Source organism: Mycobacterium nebraskense, from assembly GCF_002102255.1.
GTDB lineage: Bacteria > Actinomycetota > Actinomycetes > Mycobacteriales > Mycobacteriaceae > Mycobacterium > Mycobacterium nebraskense.
In genome coordinates this window covers 77494-94893 of the sequence record NZ_LQPH01000144.1, presented here as the reverse complement: position 1 = coordinate 94893, position 17400 = coordinate 77494, and the positions used below count along the sequence as shown (strand labels likewise).

At 67.8% G+C, this 17400-nt stretch carries 14 protein-coding genes; 11 read left to right on the top strand and 3 right to left on the bottom strand.

What is annotated here, in order from left to right; translation table 11 throughout:
• Positions 1–50: 50 nt before the first annotated feature.
• The 7 genes from AWC17_RS20005 (at position 51) to AWC17_RS19975 (ending at position 7345) form a co-directional block, all read left to right on the top strand.
• Positions 51–1079 (top strand): virulence factor Mce family protein, encoded by a 1029-nt coding sequence (locus tag AWC17_RS20005; protein WP_046187167.1) that lies wholly within the window; start codon positions 51–53, stop codon positions 1077–1079.
• Positions 1076–2392, top strand: coding sequence for an MCE family protein (locus AWC17_RS20000; protein WP_047321755.1), 1317 nt, complete (start codon positions 1076–1078; stop codon positions 2390–2392). The genes AWC17_RS20005 and AWC17_RS20000 overlap by 4 nt, the downstream gene beginning before the upstream one ends.
• Positions 2389–3675 carry a virulence factor Mce family protein gene (locus tag AWC17_RS19995; RefSeq protein ID WP_046186825.1) on the top strand — a complete coding sequence of 429 codons (1287 nt, stop codon included), beginning with the start codon at positions 2389–2391 and terminating at the stop codon, positions 3673–3675. Before AWC17_RS20000 ends, AWC17_RS19995 begins: the two co-directional genes overlap by 4 nt.
• Positions 3672–4811 carry a virulence factor Mce family protein gene (locus AWC17_RS19990; protein ID WP_269432130.1) on the top strand — a complete coding sequence of 380 codons (1140 nt, stop codon included), beginning with the start codon at positions 3672–3674 and terminating at the stop codon, positions 4809–4811. Before AWC17_RS19995 ends, AWC17_RS19990 begins: the two co-directional genes overlap by 4 nt.
• Before the next feature lies 1 nt (position 4812).
• A complete protein-coding gene (locus tag AWC17_RS19985) occupies positions 4813–6261 on the top strand; it encodes an MCE family protein (RefSeq protein ID WP_047321671.1) in 1449 nt (482 codons plus the stop codon).
• Positions 6231–6800 carry a hypothetical protein gene (locus AWC17_RS19980; RefSeq protein ID WP_046186792.1) on the top strand — a complete coding sequence of 190 codons (570 nt, stop codon included), beginning with the start codon at positions 6231–6233 and terminating at the stop codon, positions 6798–6800. Before AWC17_RS19985 ends, AWC17_RS19980 begins: the two co-directional genes overlap by 31 nt.
• A gap of 62 nt (positions 6801–6862) precedes the next feature.
• The gene (locus tag AWC17_RS19975) at positions 6863–7345 is read left to right on the top strand and encodes a hypothetical protein (protein ID WP_046186793.1); all 483 of its coding nucleotides are present in this window, start codon (positions 6863–6865) and stop codon (positions 7343–7345) included.
• A 1-nt stretch (position 7346) separates the two neighbouring features.
• On the opposite strand, the gene AWC17_RS19970 is transcribed toward AWC17_RS19975, so the two are convergent.
• Both AWC17_RS19970 and AWC17_RS19965 read right to left on the bottom strand, forming a co-directional pair.
• Complete coding sequence (locus AWC17_RS19970; RefSeq protein ID WP_046186791.1) at positions 7347–9599, bottom strand: carbon starvation CstA family protein; 2253 nt, start codon at positions 9597–9599, stop codon at positions 7347–7349.
• A gap of 39 nt (positions 9600–9638) precedes the next feature.
• Positions 9639–11168: an ATP-dependent DNA ligase gene (locus AWC17_RS19965; RefSeq protein ID WP_085164996.1), complete on the bottom strand. Its 1530-nt coding sequence runs from the start codon at positions 11166–11168 to the stop codon at positions 9639–9641.
• A 121-nt stretch (positions 11169–11289) separates the two neighbouring features.
• Between AWC17_RS19965 and AWC17_RS19960 the strand changes: the two genes are divergently transcribed.
• Together AWC17_RS19960 and AWC17_RS19955 are read left to right on the top strand one after the other, a co-directional pair.
• Complete coding sequence (locus AWC17_RS19960; protein WP_046187216.1) at positions 11290–12048, top strand: SDR family NAD(P)-dependent oxidoreductase; 759 nt, start codon at positions 11290–11292, stop codon at positions 12046–12048.
• A 108-nt stretch (positions 12049–12156) separates the two neighbouring features.
• Positions 12157–14319, top strand: coding sequence for an acyl-CoA dehydrogenase family protein (locus AWC17_RS19955; protein WP_085164994.1), 2163 nt, complete (start codon positions 12157–12159; stop codon positions 14317–14319).
• A gap of 1 nt (position 14320) precedes the next feature.
• Here the strand turns inward: AWC17_RS19955 and AWC17_RS19950 are convergent, their stop codons facing one another.
• On the bottom strand, positions 14321–14659 hold the full coding sequence (locus AWC17_RS19950; RefSeq protein WP_046184844.1) for a Zn-ribbon domain-containing OB-fold protein: 339 nt from the start codon (positions 14657–14659) through the stop codon (positions 14321–14323).
• A 53-nt stretch (positions 14660–14712) separates the two neighbouring features.
• On the opposite strand from AWC17_RS19950, the gene AWC17_RS19945 reads away from it, so the two are divergent.
• Both AWC17_RS19945 and AWC17_RS19940 read left to right on the top strand, forming a co-directional pair.
• Positions 14713–15906: a thiolase family protein gene (locus tag AWC17_RS19945; protein WP_046184845.1), complete on the top strand. Its 1194-nt coding sequence runs from the start codon at positions 14713–14715 to the stop codon at positions 15904–15906.
• A gap of 33 nt (positions 15907–15939) precedes the next feature.
• Positions 15940–17370 carry a FadR/GntR family transcriptional regulator gene (locus AWC17_RS19940; RefSeq protein ID WP_046184846.1) on the top strand — a complete coding sequence of 477 codons (1431 nt, stop codon included), beginning with the start codon at positions 15940–15942 and terminating at the stop codon, positions 17368–17370.
• Positions 17371–17400 lie beyond the last annotated feature (30 nt).

Below are 17400 nucleotides of genomic sequence, written 5' to 3'. Positions count from 1 at the left end.
GCGCCGCCGGCACCGTGACGACCAGCCGACTCTAAACGAGGAGCACCGCCATGAAGGAGAACCTGCTCGGCGCGATCTGGCGCCTGGCGATCTTCATGGTCGTGTGCACCCTGGGCCTGGTCGCGATGTTGGCGATCTTCGCGCAGCTGCGGTTCGGCAACGGACTGCCGTACAAGGCGCGGTTCAGCAACGTGTCCGGGCTCGAGGTCGGCAACTTCGTCCGCATCGCGGGCGTCGAAGTCGGCAAGGTCAGCAAGATCTCGGTCCAGGACGACGGCACCGCGGTCGTCGACTTCAGCACCGACAACACCGTGGTGCTGACGGAGGGCAGCAAGGCGATCATCCGCTACCAGAACCTCATCGGCGGCCGCTACCTTGCGCTACAGGAAGGGCCCGGTGGCACAAGGCAACTCAGGCCCGGCGACACGATTCCACTGGCTCGGACGTCGCCGGCGCTGGATTTGGACGCGCTGATCGGCGGCTTCCGCCCGTTGTTCCGCGCGCTGGATCCCAATCAGGTCAACACCTTGTCCAGCGAGCTCATCAAAGCGTTCCAGGGCGAGGGCGCAACAATCGGCTCCGTCTTGGCGCGCACCGCCGCGCTGACGAACACCCTGGCGGACCGGGACCAGCTCGTCGGGCAGGTCATCGTCAACCTCAACACCGTTCTGGGCTCGCTCGGAGACCAAAGCGCCCAGTTCGCAAAGACCGTCGACTCGTTGTCCCAGCTGCTGGCAACGCTCGCCGACCGCAAGCGAGACATCAGCAACGGGATCGCCTATGCCAATGCCGCGGCCGGTTCGATCGCCGATCTCCTCGCGAAAGGCCGCGCGCCCCTGACGAAGATCCTCAACGAGGGCGACCGGGCGGGTGGCCTCATCCTGGCCGACCGAGACTACTTCGACGACTTCCTCAACACCTTGCCGGACGCCTACCAGATGCTGAACCGGCAGGGCCTGTACGGCGACTTCTTTAGTTTCTATCTGTGCGAAATGCTGTTCAAGCTGAATGGCAAAGGCGGGCAACCGGTTTACGTCAAGGTGATCGGCCAGCCCTCGGGGAGGTGCACGCCGCGATGAAGTACTTCTCCGAACGCAATCCCCTCGTCGTCGGCGCGATCGGTGTCGTGGTCGTCGCAGGCGCGGTGGCGGCGTCGCTGACCTATAGCAAGCTGCCCTTCTTCAAATCGGGCAGGGAGTACTCGGCATACTTCGCCGAAGCGGGCGGGCTGTTAACGGGTGCCGCCGTGCAGGTTTCGGGTGTCAAAGCGGGCACGGTCGACAGCATCGCGCTGGACGGCCCGCGGGTGCTCGTCACGTTCGAGGTGGACAAGCACATCCGGCTCGGAGATCGCAGCGAGGCGTCGATCAAGACGAAGAGCCTGCTGGGGGCCAAGATCCTGGAGATCACCACCCGCGGCGACGGCAGGCTGTCCGGGCCGATCCCGCTCGAACACACCCATGCGCCCTACCAGCTGCCCGACGCGCTCGGTGACCTCGGCGCCGCCATCAGCGGGATGGACACCAACCGGTTGTCCGAATCACTGGCGGTGCTGGCGGATACTTTCTCCGACACCCCGGCCGACCTGAAGATCGCGGTCGCCGGTGTCGCGCGGTTCTCACAAACGTTGAGTGACCGGGACACGCAATTGCGAAATCTTCTGGCCAACGCCAACAAGGCGACCACCGTGTTGTCGCAGCGCAGTGACCAGATAGCCCGTCTGGTCGCCGACAGCAACGCGCTGCTCGTGCAATTGCAGAGCCAGAGCCGCGCGCTGGACCAGATCTCCGGCAGCATCGCGGCGGTGAGCCGGCAGATCAAGGGGTTCATCGCCGACAACCGGCAGACCCTCAAGCCGGCACTGGACAAGCTCAACGAGGTCTTGGCGATCGTCGACAACCGCAAAGAACGAGTGCGACAGGCGATCAAGAAGTTCGATGACTACGCCCTCTCGCTCGGCGAATCGATGTCCACGGGTCCATGGTTCAACTTCTACATCGCCAACCTGATCCCCGGTCAGTTCATCCAGCCCTTCGTGGACGCCGCGTTCTCCGATCTGGGTCTGGACCCGAATGTGCTGCTGCCGTCACAACTCTCCGATCCGCAGGTCGGTCAGCCGGGAACGCCGGCCCTGCCGGTACCGTTCCCGCGCACCGGTCAGGGCGGTGAGCCGAGGCTGAACCTCCCGGACGCGATCACCGGCAACCCGGGTGACCCGCGCTACCCCTACCGTGAGCCGCCCCCCGCGCCGCCGCCGGGCGGACCGCCGCCGGGGCCACCACCGCTCGCCCCGGGGCAGACGGCCCCACCCCCGGCGCCACCTTCGCCGTCGCCGGTGTACGTGCCGGCCCCGGGTGAACCGCCGTCGCTGCCGAAAGCCGGTGAAAGATGAACCGCCACAACGCCAGAATCGGCCTGGCCGCCGTGCTGGTGCTGAGCCTTCTTGCCGGCGCCGCGGCGCTCTGGCGCTCGTCGACGGCGAGCAGCAGGACCACGGTCGTCGCCTACTTCAGCAACAGCAACGGCATCTTCGTGGGCGACGAGGTGCGCATCCTGGGGGTGGCCGTCGGCCACATCAAAAAGATCGAGCCGCAACCCGAGCGCGTCAAGATCACCTTCTGGTATGAGGCCAAATACCAGCTGCCCGCCGATGCCAAGGCCGTGATCCTGTCGCCGTCGCTGGTTACCGCGCGGGCGATCCAGCTGACCCCCGCCTACACCGGTGGACCGCGGCTGCAAGACGGCGCCGTGATCCCACAGGCGCGCACCGCGGTCCCGGTGGAGTGGGACGACCTGCGTCAGGACCTGGAAAAGCTCACCCAGATGCTGCAGCCGACCCGCGGCGGCCTCAGTCCCCTCGGATCGCTCGTGACGACCGCCGCGAACAACCTGCGCGGCCAGGGAGTGACCATCCGCGACACCATCGTGAAACTCTCCCAAGCGGTTTCAGCGCTGGGCGACCACAGCAAGGACCTATTCAGCACGGTGAAGAACCTGTCGATCCTGGTTTCGGCGTTGCAGAGCAGCGGTGACCTGATGCGGCAGCTGAATCAAAACCTGGCCTCGGTCACCGGCCTGCTGACCAACGATCCCAACGAGGTCGCCAACGCGGTCGCAGCGCTTTCCGACGTCGTCGGCGACGTCCGAACCTTCGTGGCCGACAACCGCGAAGCGCTGGGCACGACGTCGGACAAGCTGGCGTCGGTGTCGACGGAGCTGAACAACAGCCTCGACGACATCAAGCAGGCGTTGCATATCGCGCCCACCGAGCTGCAGAACTTCATGAACATCTATCAGCCCGCGCAGGGCACACTGAGCGGTGCGCCGGCATTCGCCAACTTCGCCAATCCGGTCGCCTTCCTGTGCGGGGCGATACAGGCGGCGTCGCGCCTGGGATGGGACCAGTCGGCCAAGCTGTGCGTGCAGTACCTGGCACCGATCATCAAGAACCGTCAGTACAACTTCCCCCCGCTGGGCGAGAACCTGGTGGTCGGCGCCACGGCACGCCCGAATGAGGTGACCTACAGCGAGGACTGGATGCGGCCCGACTACGTGCCGCCGCAGCCGAATCCGATGGGAAACCCGGGCCTTCCGTCCGCGCCGGCCCAGGTGCACCCGACCAATCCCGCCGACGGCCTGCGCGGGTTGATGCTGCCGACGGGGGACGGACCGTGACGGGCGGGCGCCTGCGTCGCGCTGCGGTGGGGTTGTTGGTGGCGCTGACGATGGTCGCGCCGGCCGGTTGTGGTTGGCGCGGTCTGAACTCGGTCGCGCTGCCCGGAACCGCCGGACGCGGCCCCGGGGCGTTCACGATTCAGGCGCAACTGCCCGACGTGGGCACCCTGGAACAGAACTCGCGTGTGCAGGTCGGCGACGTCACGGTCGGCAACGTCGCCAGGATCGAGCGGCAGGGCTGGCATGCGCTGCTGACCATCCGGCTCGACGGCGACGTCGACCTGCCGGCCAACGCGACCGCGACGATCGGGCAAACCAGCCTGCTGGGTTCCCTGCATGTCGAGCTGGCGCCACCCACCGACGTCCCACCCCGGGGCAGGTTGAAAGAGGGCTCGCTGATTTCCCTGTCGTCGGCCGGCAGCTACCCGTCGACGGAGCAGACGCTCGCCGCTATCTCGTTGTTGCTCAACGGCGGTGGGATCGGACAGATTCAGGACATCACCCAGTCGCTGAGCACCGCGCTGGCCGGCCGTGCCGATGACCTGCGCAGCCTGATAGCTCAGCTCGACACCTTCACCGGCCACGTGGCCGGCCAGACCGGTGACATCATCGCCGCCGCCGAGAGCCTCAACAACCTCGTCGGTCAGTTCGCCGATCAGAAGCCGGTGATGGACAGGGCGCTGACGACCATCCCGGCCGCGCTTCGCACCTTGGCCGACGAGCGGCAGACCCTGGTGGAGGCGCTCGATCAGTTCGGCAAATTCAGTGCGCTGGTTGCCGATTCGGCACGCCAGACCAAGGACACTCTGGTCAAAGAGCTCAACGACTTAGCGCCGGTACTGGAATCGCTGGCCAACGCCGGGCCCGCCATGACCCGCGCGTTGAGCCTGCTCGCCACCTATCCGTTCCCGAAGGAGACCATCAGCAAGTGGGCCCGCGGTGACTACGCCAACCTGACCGCCATCATCGACCTGACGCTGAGCCGGCTCGACGCGTCATTCTTCACCGGCACCCGGTTCGAGGGCAATTTGACGGAGTTGGAACTGCAGTGGGGCCGCACGATCGGCCAGATGCCGAGTCCGTACACGGCCGGCAATCCGCTTGTCGCGCCGTATCACTGGGATCAGGGGCGTTGACATGCCGCCCTTGTCGAGACGAATCCTCATCCAGCTGGCGATCTTTGTGGTCGTCGCGCTGGTCGGCGGCGCGGTGATGGTGTTCGGCTACATACAGCTTCCGGCGATGTTCGGTATCGGACGCTATCGCGTCACCATCGAGCTGCCTCAGGCCGCCGGTTTATACCCCAGCGGCAATGTCACTTATCGTGGCACCGAGGTCGGCCGCGTCGACAGCGTGCGTCTCACCAACACCGGCGTCGCGGCGGTGCTCTCGCTGAAGTCGGGGATCGACATCCCGTCAGATCTCGATGCGCAGGTGCACAGTCAATCGGCGGTGGGAGAGCAGTACGTTGCCCTGTTGCCACGCAGGGACTCTCCGCCGCTGCGGGACGGCGACGTGATCCGCGCGGATCGCGTGTCGGTACCGCCCGACCTGGACACGATGTTGGATGCGGCGAACCGTGGCTTGGAGTCGCTCCCGCGTGAGGACCTCAAGACCGTCGTCGACGAGGCTTCCACCGCCGTCGGCGGGCTCGGTCCGGACATCTCCCGGCTCGTGGCCGGCGCCAGCTCGCTATCCATCGATGCGCGAAAGAATCTCGGTGCGCTGCTCACCCTGATCGACGACTCCAAGCCGGTGCTCGATGCGCAGACCGACACACCGGACGCGGTACAGGCGTGGGCCGCGCACCTGGCCGACCTCACCCGTGGGGTGCAGAAAAACGACTCCGCCGTCCGGCAGGTGCTGGAGCAAGGCGGGCCCGCCGTCGGGGAAGTTCGTCAGCTCCTGGATCGGGTAAATCCGACGCTGCCGGTCGTGCTCGCCAACCTGATCGCTGTCGGGCAGGTGGCGCTGACCTATCACGCGGGCCTTGAGCAGCTGCTGGTCCTACTTCCCCAGGCGGTGGCCACGATTCAGGCGATCAATGTCCCGAACAGGAACACCAAGCAGGGCTATAAGGGCGCCTTCCTGAGTTTCAACCTGCGACTGAACCTGCCGCCACCGTGTCTGACCGGCTTTCTGCCGGCACAGCAGCAGCGAGTCCCTTCGTGGGACGACTACCCGGACCGACCAGGGGGCGACCTGTATTGCCGTGTGCCACAGGACTCCCCGCAAAACGTCCGCGGCGTCCGCAACACCCCTTGCGTGGGACGCCCGGGCAAGCGCGCCCCGACGGTGCAGATGTGCGACAGCGACGAAAGCTACGTTCCCCTCAACGACGGTTACAACTGGAAAGGCGACCCGAACGCGACGCTTTCGGGTCAGCCCGTCCCGCAGCCGCGTCCGCCGGCGGCGCCGGCGCCACCCGCGCCGACCCCCGAACCGATGCCGATCGCGGCCGCCGAGTACGACCCGGCCACCGGCACCTACGTCGGCCCCGACGGGCATGTCTACACGCAATCCGACTTGGCCACCCCCGGCGGAAAGGAGCGCACATGGCAGACGATGCTGCTACCGCCGAATTGACCGAGCTCCCTGCGGAAGTCGACGACGACGCGAAAACGGAAAAGGCGCCCCGCGGCCCCGCTCCGGTTCGGCTGACACTGACCATCGGACTTGTCATCGTGGCCGCGCTGATCGGGCTGGTCGGGTGGGTCGGCCTGCGCGCGCACCGAGCGCACGAAGCGCAGCAGCAGCGCACGCTTTTCCTGCAGGCTGGTCGCCAAAGTGCGGTCAACCTCACCACGGTTGACTTCCGTGAAGTCGATGCAGACGTGCAGCGCATTCTGGCCGGGGCGACCGGCGATCTGTACGACAACTTCTCCAAACGCTCGCAGCCGTTCATCGACGTGGTGTTGCGGACCCAGTCCAAGTCCGCTGGAACCGTGACGGAAGCGGGCATCGAATCCCAATCCGGCGACCGGGCGGAAGTCCTGGTGGCTGTCACGGTCCACACGTCGAACGCCGGTGCGGCCGAACAGGAGCCGCACGCCTGGCGAATGCGGCTTTCCGTACTGAAGGTTGGCGGCGTGGCGAAGGTGTCGAATGTGGAGTTCGTGCGATGAGAAACCGATTGCGCCGCAACGCCGACGAGCCCACGGATGCCGTGCCCGAATGCGCGCAACGCATCAACTGGTCGCGGGTGCTGGCATACGGTCTGATACCGGGGCTGGCTTTGTCGCTTGCGTCGACGGCCGGCTTCCTGAAGTGGCAGGGTTCGTCGGTCACCGATGCCGACCGCGGCCGCATCGAGGCTACGCAGACAGCGCGGGATGCCACGGCCGCCCTGCTGAGCTACCGACCCGACACGGTCGAGCGCGACCTGGGCGCCGCTCGTGACCGGCTGACCGGGCGGTTCAAAGACGCCTACACGTCGCTGACCCGAGAAGTGGTGATCCCCGGCTCGAAGCAGAGACACATCTCTGCGGTGGCGAACGTCCAGTCTGCGGCGTCAGTGTCGGCGCGACCCGACCACGGTGTCGTCCTGGTGTTCGTCAACCAGACCACGATCGTCGGCGCTGAGGCGCCCGCCTACACGGCATCCAGCGTCCGGGTCACGCTGGACAAGGTCGGCGGGCGCTGGCTGATCTCCGGATTCGATCCGGTGTAGGTCAAGTTCTTTCAGTGGCAACCGTTCTGGCCGCATCCCACTGCCTCTGCACCGCGCGTTCGCTGGCCGTGGGGACAAGGCCCGACGGCGCGAAAAACTTCGACGGTATCGGCTCGTCCTCCGTCAGTGGCCGGCCGCCGCCGCGAATCGCGTGATAGGACACCATGACTCCGACGATCAACACGATGACGACGACCAGCGCGAACAGAACGGACAGGGTGCCCTGGATGAAGGTGTTCCTGATGACGTCGTCGAGTTGATGGGCGTTCTTGGCCGAACCGAACGACGTCTTGCCGGCGTTCCGCGCGGCCAGGTATTGGAAATGTTGCGTCCAGTAGCCGACATTGGGATCGGCCGAGAAGATCTTCTGCCACGAGGCGGTGAGCGTGACCGCCAGATCCCACAGCAATGGAATCCCGGGAATCCACGCCCACTTCAGCAGGCCCTTCTTGATGACGATCACGGTGATGACGGTCAGCGCGACGGCCGCGAGGAGCTGGTTGGCGATACCGAAGAGCGGGAACAGGGTGTTGATTCCGCCCAGCGGATCCGTCACGCCCATCAGCAGGATGCTGCCCCAGGCCGCGGCCACGGCCAGGCTGCAGAGCCAGACGCCCGGGCGCCAGCTCGGGTTGCGCAGCTTGGCCAGCGGGCCACCGAGGTTGCCCAGCGCGTCGGACAACATGAACCGTGCGACGCGGGTGCCCGCGTCGACTGCGGTCAGGATGAAGAGCGCCTCGAACATGATCGCGAAGTGATACCAGAACGCCTTGAGGCCCGCCCCGCCGAAGACCCGTTGCAGCACTTCCGACATGCCGAATGCCAGCGTGGGCGCTCCGCCGGTGCGCGACACGATGGACTTTTCGCCCACGCCGGCGGCGGCGTGGGCGAGCTGGTCCGTGGTCGCCGGGGTCCCCGACAGTCCGAGCCGGTTGACGTAGTCGGCGGCGGTGGCCGCGGTGCCGCCGGTTTGGGCGGCCGGGGCGTTGAGGGCGAAGTACACGTGTTGGTCGAGGATCGAGGCGCTGATCAACGCCATCACGGCGACGAACGATTCGGTCAACATGCCGCCGTAGCCGATCAGCCGCATCTGGCTTTCCTTCTCCAGCAGCTTGGGCGTCGTCCCCGACGAGATCAGCGCGTGGAATCCGGATAGCGCGCCGCAGGCGATGGTGATGAACAGGAAGGGGAACAGCGATCCGGGGAACACCGGGCCGTCGCCGCCGGCGGCGAACCGCGAGATCGCGGGCGCCTGCATGAGCGGCCGGGCCACGCAGATGCCGACCGCGAGCAGGGCGATGGCCCCGACCTTCATGAACGTGGAGAGGTAATCGCGCGGGGCGAGCAGCAACCACACCGGCAGCACCGACGCCACGAAACCGTAGCCGATGATCAGCCAAGACACGGTCACCGGCGAGATGTTCAACCACGTTGCACCCCAGGCCGTTTCGCCGACCCAGTTGCCGGAGGCCACGGCCAGCAACAGGAGCGCGAAGCCGATGAGCGATACCTCGGCCACCTGCCCGGGGCGCAGGAACCGCAGGTAGCAACCCATGAAGAGGGCGATGGGGATGGTCATGCTGATGGAGAACACGCCCCATGGGCTCTGGGCCAGGCCCCGCACCACGACCAGCGCCAGCACCGCGATGATGATCACCATGATGACGAACGCCCCGACCAGGGCGGCCGCGCCGCCGGTGGCGCCCAGCTCGTCGCGGGCCATCTGGCCCAGGGACCGTCCCCGCCGTCGGGTGGAGATCCACAAGACCAGGTAATCCTGCACCGCGCCTGCGAACACTGCGCCGACGACGATCCAGATGCTGCAGGGCAAGTAGCCCATCTGGGTGGCCAGCACCGGACCGACGAGTGGTCCGGCTCCGGCGATGGCGGCGAAATGATGACCGAACAGCACCCGCCGGTCGGTGGGCACATAGTCGGTGCCGTCCTCGAGCACCTCGGCCGGGGTGGCGCGGTCGTCGCGCGGGCGGACGATCTTCATCTCGATCAGCCGGGCGTAGAACCGGAAGCCGATGACATAGGTGCAGATCGCCGCGACCACGAACCAGACCGCGTTCACCGTCTCGCCGCGTGCAAACGCGATGATCGCCCACGCGACGGCACCGATCACGGCGACGGCCGCGAACACGATCTTGTGCCGGACGGTGATGGGGGAGCGGTCGACGATCGCGACGGGCGGCAGCTCTTCGTCGGTGTGGATATAGCTGACGTCTTTGTCGTGCTCTTTCACTACCACGGCCGAAACCCTACGCGCGGGAAACGAACTCCGCCCGTCTTAATACAGCGCGCGCACGGTGTCGATGGTGTCGGCCTCGGCGGGTCCTTTGTCTTCGCGGTAGCGCACCACCCGGGCGAACCGCAGCGCCACACCGCCGGGGTAGCGCGACGACTTCTGCACGCCGTCCAACGCCACCTCGACCACCTGCTCGGGCCGCAGCTGCACGACATAGTTGTCCGTGGGGCCGATCGCCAGTTCGCTGAAGCGCGCGGTCTGCCAGTCCAGCATGGCGTCGGTCATCCCTTTGAAAGTCTTTCCGACCATGACGAATTCGCCGGAGGCCGGATCGCGCGCCCCCAGGTGGATGTTGGAGAGCTTGCCGCTTCGGCGCCCTGACCCCCACTCCACCGCGAGGACCACAAGGTCCAGCGTGTGCACCGGCTTGACCTTCAGCCAGCCCGCTCCGCGGCGGCCCGCCTGGTACGGCGCGTCCGGCGCCTTGGCCAGCACACCTTCGTGGCCGGCGGCCAGCGTCGCGTCGAGGAAGCCGCTGGCGGCCGCGGGATCGGACGTGACGAGCCGATCGACCCGCTGCGCGGCCGGCACCAGCGCGTCCAGGGCGGCCAGCCGCTCGGCGGTCGGCGCGTCCAGCAGGTCGGCGCCGTCGCGGTGCAGGATGTCGAAAAAGAACACCGAAAGTGGCTGTGCCGCACGGGCCGCCGCCACATCGACCGATCGGCCGAACCGTGACGCGGTGACCTGGAAGCGGTGCGGCCGATTGTCGGGCCGCAGCGCGATCGCCTCACCGTCGGCGATGAGGTCGTGAACCGGCAGGGCCAGCGTCGCCTCCACCACCTCGGGCAGCCGGGCGGTGACGTCGTCAAGGCTTCGCGTGTAGACGGTGACGTCGTCGCCGGCCCGGTGAATCTGCACCCGCGCGCCATCCAGCTTCGCCTCGAAAATCGTTGTGCCGCCGTGGCGTTCCAGCGCATCGTCCACTCCGCTCGCGGTCTGCGCCAGCATCGGGCCGACGGGCCGGCCGACCGATAGGGCGAACTCGTCCAGCGCCCCGGCCCCGCCGCCCAAGGCGGCGGCCGCCACGGCCGGCAAGTCCCCGCCCAGCATCGCGGCGCGTTGCACCGATGCGACGGGGATGCCGGCGGCCTTGGCCACCGCGTCCGCCATGATCCCGGCCAGCGCCCCCTGGCGCAGCTCCCCGCCGAGCAACCGCACCAGGAAGGCTTGCTCGGTGTCGGTCGCGGCGGCGAACACTCCCGCGACGAGGTCGGCGCGCCGCGCCTGCGACCCCTTGCCCGACACCGCCCCGATCTCCGAGAAGCTGGCGTCGACCCCGGCGACCGTCAACGTCGGATGCGACGCCGCCGCCGGGCGCGACCGCAACGATGCCCAGCCGACCCCGATCTGGCGCTGGCGCAGCTCACCCGAGAGCCAGGACACCACGATCGCGACACCGTCGGGGTCGGCCGCCGCGCGGCGCAACAGGTCGGCGATGTGGGCGACCTTGCTCAGCCGTGACGATGTGCCGCCCACGTCAAGGGAGGTCGTCGCCACGTGGAGAAGGAGCACGAAATCAGCTTGGCATGGCTCTTGAACAAGGCGGGGTCAACCCGTCGGGACGGACGCGCTAGCGTACCTAGGCAACGTTACAAATATCGGGAATTCTGACAAGCCAAAATGGGAGGTCCGGATGGAGATCAGCGGGAAGAAGGTCGTCGTCATCGGCGGCGCGTCGGGAATGGGGCGTGCCTCCGCGGAGCTGCTGCACGAGCGGGGCGCGCAGGTCGCGGTGCTCGACCGCGAGGGCTCCGACGGCAAGGAGGTCGCCAAGAGCATCGGAGGCAAGTTCTACCCGGTTGACGTCACCGACTTCAAGGGCACGGAGGAGGCGCTGCAAGCCGCGGTCGACGAACTCGGCGGGCTGCACGTCATCGTGACGACCGCGGGCGGGGGCATTGCCAAGCGGACGATGACCAAGAACGGTCCGCATGACCTCGAATCCTTCCAATCCGTGATCGATCTCAACCTCATCGCCTCCTTCAACATCAGCCGGCTCGCCGCCGCGCACATGGCCAAGAACGAGCCCGAGGACGAGGAGCGCGGCGTCATCATCAACACCGCGTCCATCGCGGCCTTCGAAGGCCAGATCGGGCAGGTCGCCTACACCGCGGCCAAGGCGGGCATCGCCGGCATGTGTCTGACCATGGCCCGCGACCTGGGGTCACTGGGAATCCGGGTGCTTGCGATCGCCCCGAGCCTCTTTGCCACAGGGTTGACCAAGGGCATTCCCGACGAGTTCGCTTCGGCGCTGACCAAGGATGCCGCGTTCCCCAAGCGGCTCGGCCGGCCCGAGGAGTACGCCAAGCTGGTGGCGGCGATCGTGGACAACCCGATGCTCAACGGCCAGTGCCTGCGGCTGGACGCCGGGCAGCGGTTCGCGCCCAAGTAGCCACCCCCACGGGTCGCACTCCTCGCATTAAGTACACTCTTTAGGTAGCCGCCCCGCTTCCCCTCGAAGCGGGGCCGGCTACCCAGCCGGTAGCGAGGAGGGCCCCTCATGGGTATCGCACTGACCGACGACCACCGCGAACTCGCCGAAGTCGCCCGCGCGTTCCTGACCTCGCAGAAGGCCCGCTGGGCGGCGCGGTCACTGCTCGACGCCGCCGAGGAATCCCGGCCGCCGTTCTGGCAGAACCTGGTCGAGCTGGGTTGGCTCGGCCTGCACGTCGACGAAGAGCACGGCGGTTCCGGCTTTGGCCTGCCCGAACTCGTGGTGGTGGTCGAAGAGCTCGGCCGCGCCGTGGCGCCGGGGCCGTTCGTGCCGACCGTGATCGCGTCCGCGGTGATCGCCAAAGACGGTAGCGCCGAACAGAAGTCACGGCTGCTGCCCGGCCTGATCGACGGGACCGTCACCGCGGGCATCGGCCTGGACGGCCGGGTGCGACTCAAGAACGGGGTCGCCGACGGTGACGCCGGAATCGTGCTGGGCGCCGGGCTGGCCGAGCTGCTGCTGATCGCCGCGGGCGAGGATGTGATCCTGCTGGAGCGCGGTCGCGCCGGCCTGTCGGTCGAGGTGCCGAACAACTTCGACCCGACCCGGCGCTCCGGACGCGTCCGCCTCGAGAACGTGAACGTCAGCGCCGACGACGTCTTGACGGGCGCGCGGGCGTCGGCGCTGGCCCGCGCGCGGACGTTGCTCGCCGCCGAGGCGGTCGGTGGCGCAGCGGACTGCGTGGACGCCGCCGTGGACTATGCCAAGGTGCGGCAGCAATTCGGGCGCACCATCGCCACTTTCCAAGCGGTGAAGCATCATTGCGCGAACATGCTGGTGGCCGCCGAGTCGGGCGTCGCCGCGGTATGGGATGCCTCGCGTGCGGCGTCCGAGGACGAAGCCCAGTTCCAGCTGGCCGCCGCGGTGGCCGCGGCCCTGGCGTTCCCCGCCTATGCGCGCAACGCCGAGCTCAACATTCAGGTGCACGGCGGCATCGGTTTCACCTGGGAGCACGACGCACATCTGCACCTGCGCCGCGCACTCGTGATCGCGGCGCTGTTCGGCGGTGATGCGCCGGCCCGGGACGTCTTCGAGCGCACCGCCGCCGGTGCCAAGCGGGAGAACAGCCTGGACCTGCCGCCCGAAGCCGAAGAGCTGCGCACCCGGATCCACGCGGATGCCGCGGAAATCGCCTCGCTGGACAAGGCGGCGCAACGCGACAAACTGATCGAGACGGGCTACGTCATGCCGCATTGGCCCAAGCCCTGGGGTCGCGCCGCCGACGCGGTGGAGCAGTTGGTGATCGAGGAGGAGTTTCGCGCGGCCGGCGTCAAACGGCCCGACTACTCGATCACCGGATGGGTGATCCTGACCCTGATTCAGCACGGAACCGATTGGCAAATCGAAAGATTCGTGGAGAAGGCGCTCCGCCAGGAGGAGATCTGGTGCCAGCTCTTCTCCGAACCCGAGGCCGGCTCCGACGCGGCATCGGTCAAGACGCGCGCCACCCGGGTGGACGGCGGCTGGAAGATCAACGGGCAGAAGGTCTGGACCAGCGGGGCGCAGTACTGCGCGCGCGGCCTGGCCACCGTGCGCACCGACCCGGAGGCCCCCAAGCACGCCGGTATCACCACCGTGATCATCGACATGAAGGGCCCGGGCGTCGAGGTGCGGCCATTGCAGCAGATCACCGGCGGCTCGGAGTTCAACGAGGTGTTCTTCAACGACGTGTTCGTTCCCGACGAGGACGTGGTCGGGGCGCCCAACTCCGGGTGGACGGTCGCGCGCGCGACGCTGGGCAACGAGCGGGTCAGCATCGGCGGCAGCGGATCGTTCTACGAGGGCTTGGCGTCCACCCTGGTGCAGCTCGCACAGCAGTCAGATCGCTTGGCCGGGGCTCCGATTCGGATCGGGTCCTTCCTCGCCGACGATCACGCGCTGCGGTTGCTGAACCTGCGCCGTGCCGCGCGAAGCGTCGAGGGAGCGGGGCCGGGTCCGGAAGGCAACATCACCAAACTGAAGCTGGCCGAGCACATGGTGGACGGCGCCGCGATCTGGGCCGCGCTGTCGGGGCCCGAGGTCGCGCTGACCGATGGACCCGGCGCGGTGGTGGGCCGGCTGGCGATGGGGGCCCGCGGCATGGCGATCGCCGGCGGCACTTCGGAGGTCACCCGCAATCAGATCGCCGAGCGGATTCTCGGCATGCCGCGCGACCCGCTGATCAACTAGCTCAAGTAGCGGGTGCGAACTGTGGCGCCCCGCCGCTGCCCTTTTCCGGTCGGACGTCGACGGGCATGCCGCACCTGACCGAATCGGGTTCGCAGTCAACGATATTGGCGGCCACCCGGAGGCCCTGTTGTTCGGCGAGTTCGACGATGGCGATCACGTACGGGACGGGAATCTCCGGGTTGTACGGGTGGTGGTTGACCGTGTAGGTGAACACCGTGCCGCGCCCGGAGACCGGCCGAGCGACCAGCGGGCCGCCGCAAGCGCGGCATTTGTTGGTCGCCGGATGCACCCAGCGCGCGCAATTGTCGCAGTATTCGATGAGCAGCGGCTGGTCCGGCACGACGAATACAGTACACTCAATTGATTCGACGCATGGTCTGACGGGCGGTGTGCATGACGCATTTCGAGAAGGACGCGATCCTGTCCGGCATCGGCATCTCACGGATCGGCCGCCGCACCGGGATCGCCGGCCTGGAGCTGACCATGGAAGCGGTGCGGTCCGCCATCGAGGACGCCGGTTTGGCCGCCTCGGACATCGACGGCATCGCGACGCTGGGCGACACCCCCGCCGGGGAGGTCAACGCCCAACTGCGGATCGAGGCGGCCGATTGCGGGTCCGGCTTCGGCACCGGCGGCCTGCTCAGCCCGGTGATGTCGGCGTGCCGCGCGGTCGCCGAGCGCCGCGCCCGCCATGTGGTGGTGTACCGGACCATCCAAATGCTCGGTGGCACGGTCCCGGTGAAGCCGCAGGAGAACGCGCCCGCCCCGCCGCTCGCGCGGATGTTCGAGGCGCCGGAGGGCGCCGAACGTCCCGCCGTCGGCGCGATGGACGACGTCAACGACCTGGTCGCGGCCAACGCTTACTCCGCCGCCAACTGGCTGGCGCTCAACTGCCGGCGCCACATGGAGCTGTACGGGACCACCAAACAACAGCTGGGCTGGGTGGCCCTCAACGGCAGGCGCAACGCCGCGTTCAACCCGCGCGCCGTGTACCGCGACCCGATGACGATGGCCGACTACCTCGGCGCCCGGCCGGTGTCCACCCCGTTCGGGCTGCTGGACTGCGACGTCCCGATCGACGGCTCGATCGCGGTGGTGGTCTCGCACGCGGAGTATGCGCGTGACTGCCCGCACCGCGCGGTGGCGGTGGAGGCGATCGGTGGGGCCGACGGCGCCGGGGGCTGGTTCCACCGTGACGACTACCCGAAGATGGCGATGTCGGACGCGGCGGCGCAGATGTGGTCGCGCACGGACCTGAAGCCGTCCGATCTCAAGGTCGCCGAGCTGTACGACGGATTCACCTATCTCACGATCGCGTGGCTGGAAGCCCTGGGAGTCTGCGGCGACGGCGAGGCGGGGCCCTACGTCGAAGGCGGCGCGCGGATCGCCCGCGATGGTGAGCTCCCGTTGAACACCTACGGCGGCCAACTGTCGGCCGGGCGCATGCACGGGTACTGGGCGTTGCACGAGGGTTGTCTGCAGTTGCGTGGCGAGGCGGGGGAGCGGCAGGTGTCGCATCGCCCGGACGTCGGCGTCGTGTCCGTTGGGGGCGGGCCCGTCGCCGGCTGCATGTTGCTCACATGCTGAAAGTGCTTGCAAGAAGACATCGTTGGGCCTGACATGAGCACCGGCCTCGAGAACAAACTGGCTTCCAAGATCGCGCGGGACCTCGAGGCGGAGATCGTCCGCCGCGGCTGGGCCACCGGGGAATCGCTGGGCTCCGAACACTTTCTGCAACAGCGTTTCGGAGTGAGTCGCTCGGTGCTGCGCGAGGCGGTCCGGCTCGTCGAACACCATCAGGTCGCCCGGATGCGCCGCGGGCCGGGCGGCGGGCTGATCATCTGCGAGCCCGATGCCGGCCCGGCCACCCGCGCCGTCGTCATCTATCTGGAATATCTCGGCACGAGCCTTGGCGACCTGCTCAATGCGCGCCTGGTGCTCGAACCGCTGGCGGCTTCGCTGGCCGCGGAACGGATCGACGAAGCGGGCATCGCTCGGCTGCGGGCGGTGTTGCGGGGTGAAGAAGAGTGGAAACCGGGGTTGCCGACGCCGCGGGACGAGTTTCACATCGCCTTGGCCCAGCAATCCAAAAACCCGGTCCTGCAACTGTTTATCGACGTGCTGATGCGGCTCACCACCCGGTACGCCCTGCAGTCGCGGACGGACACCGACACCGAGGCCATCGAGGCGGTCGACCGGATGCACACCGACCACTCCGAGATCGTCGCGGCCGTCACTTCCGGCGACTCGGCGCGGGCCAAGACGCTCAGCGAACGACACGTCGAGGCCGTGACCGCCTGGCTGCAGCACCATCACCCGGGCACCGCGAGTCGACGGCGCAAGCCGCGGCCGCTCACCATCGAGGCGCCCCGCGGGAAGTTGGCGGAGATGCTGGCGGCCACCATCGGCGACGACATCGCGGCCAGCGGCTGGAAGGTCGGTTCGGTCTTCGGCACCGAGACGGCCATGCTGGAGCGCTACCGGGTGAGCCGCGCGGTGTTCCGTGAAGCCGTGCGGCTGCTCGAATATCACTCGATTGCACACATGCGCCGTGGGCCGGGCGGCGGGCTCGTCATCGCCAAACCCCGGGCGCAGGCGAGCATTGACACCATCGCCTTGTACCTGCAGTACCGCGACCCGAGCCGAGAAGACTTACGTTGCGTCCGGGACGCCATCGAGATCGACAACGTCGCCAAGGTGGTCAAGCTGCGCGGCGAGTCCGAGGTGGCCGCGTTCCTGGCCGCCCATCGGTCCGAGGTCGACGAAACGCCCGGCGATGTGGCCGACGCCGCCGTGGAGGAGTTCCGGTTCCACGTCGGACTGGCCCAACTGGCCGGCAACACGCTGCTCGACTTGTTCCTGCGCATCATCGTCGAGTTGTTCCGGCGGCACTGGTCGAGCACCGGGCAGGCACCACCGACCTGGGCGGACGTGCTGGCCGTCCACCACGCTCACCTGCGGATTGTGAACGCGATCGAGGTGGGCGACGAGAGCCTGGCCCGCTATCGCGTTCGCCGTCATCTGGACGCCGCCGCCTCGTGGTGGCTGTAGCGAGTACTGAGTTCGCAGGTGTGATCTGCA